The 1,669-nt window shown below is 51.2% G+C and carries 1 protein-coding gene; it reads right to left on the reverse strand.

All coding sequences use genetic code 11. The features are described from left to right. Positions 1–870 precede the first annotated feature (870 nt). Complete coding sequence (locus D588_RS26525) at positions 871–1,416, reverse strand: DUF4189 domain-containing protein (protein WP_226980667.1); 546 nt, start codon at positions 1,414–1,416, stop codon at positions 871–873. Positions 1,417–1,669 lie beyond the last annotated feature (253 nt).

The following is a 1,669-nucleotide window of genomic DNA, read 5'->3' on the forward strand; positions in this document are numbered from 1 at the left end:
GTGGCGATGCGATAGCCCTGGATCAGCACCCAGAACATTCAGGCTGGCGCTCGCCTTATGCCCGCGCGTTACCCGCAGCAAAAAGGATCACAAGGGAGACAGTCAGGGCGAATTTTATATCCATATATCACCACGACATTCTAGAATTTCTCGAAAATCTGCTCCGTGCATGCCGTATACACCACTTTGCACTCGGCCTCTGGAGTTGATTTATTAGCTTCCATGCAATCCGTCTCGACTATTCTACTCGCCTCAGGAATTGAGCTAGCACCAACAAATCTAACTCGCCCAGTGGCAAAAGGTTGACCTTCAATGTGCGGCTCTGCTATTGCCACGCATTGATTATGATATCTAAATGCAACCTTGCAATTCGTTAATCCACGAGAACCACAGCGTCTCAGCGCGTCCGCCTCAGCCTCCACCTTCGATAACTTACCCGTAGTGACTCCATAGATAGTGGCAGAATCTGTTGAGCCCTGTGCGATAGCTCCCCAAGTCGTAATCCATTTCCCAGATGGTTGCGGCGCTACTGATTGTTGTTGATAGTAGCCTGCTGGAATCGGCGTACAGGAAGCTATCGCGCCATTAGCCTGAGCAGGCAACTGACCAGGTGGACACCCATTCTCCGCGTATACAGCACCTGTGTAAAAACAGACTGCAAGGAAGATGAATGATTTAAACCTCATATCCACCTCATTCCAATCTAAATAAATTGACTACTATCTCGCTTTGAATTGCCTCTAGCACCACTCCCTTCAGAGACCGATGATTGCAGCGATATAGTGTACAACAGGCACGCAGAAAGCAATCCAAGCTTCTTCATGGCGCACCCTCCTGCGTTTGGCGCCCCTCTTTAGCGCCCACAAAATTCTAGAATTTTTCGAATATCTGCTTAGTACAGGCTTGATAAACCACCTTGCAGTCAACCCCGAGCACTGAACTGTTAGTTTTTTTACAGTCAGTCTGAGCGATTTTCGTCGCTTCTGGAATCGATACGGCCCTAGCAAAGCTAACCCGCCCTGCACTTATCGGCAATCCGTTCGTTTGCGGCTCAGCAATTGCAGCACATTGGTTGTGATAACTAATAAAGACTCGGCAGTCTTTTTCCCCATGGGAAGCGCAGCGCCTGAGCGCATCTGCCTCGGCTTCAGGCTTAGATAGCTTGCCCGTAGTTACTCCATAGTTTGTCGTATCGTCTATTGATCCCATAGCGATAGCTCCCCATGTCGTGATCCACTTGCCCGAAGGCCGTGATACGGGAGCCTGCTGTTGGTAGTAGCCAGGTGGAACTGGCGTACATGAATTCATTGCGCCATTGGCCTGTGCCGGGAGTTGCCCTGGCGGGCATCCATTCTCTGCATATGCTGAACCTATGAAGAAGAAAATGGCGAAGGGAAATGACAGCTTGAATTTCATGTGCATCTCGTCGCTAAGTGAATCGGCTGCTATTGCTGTTGGCATTGCCCCTGGCACCACTACCCTCAGAGGATTGCACTGCATTTTGTAGCCCCGACGATGAGTTCCCGTGCCTAGGTAGAGAGCCATTGTTCGATGCAGCAGATGTATCGTTGCCACGCTGCGGCGGCGTATAAGACCCCGGCGGCTGCCCCTGCGGTCCAGGCGAAGACGCTGCACCACCGGCGAACGCCGAGAAGTGCATGAAGGACGC

The organism is Xanthomonas sp. SHU 308 (genome assembly GCF_000364645.1).
GTDB classification, from domain to species: domain Bacteria; phylum Pseudomonadota; class Gammaproteobacteria; order Xanthomonadales; family Xanthomonadaceae; genus Xanthomonas_A; species Xanthomonas_A sontii.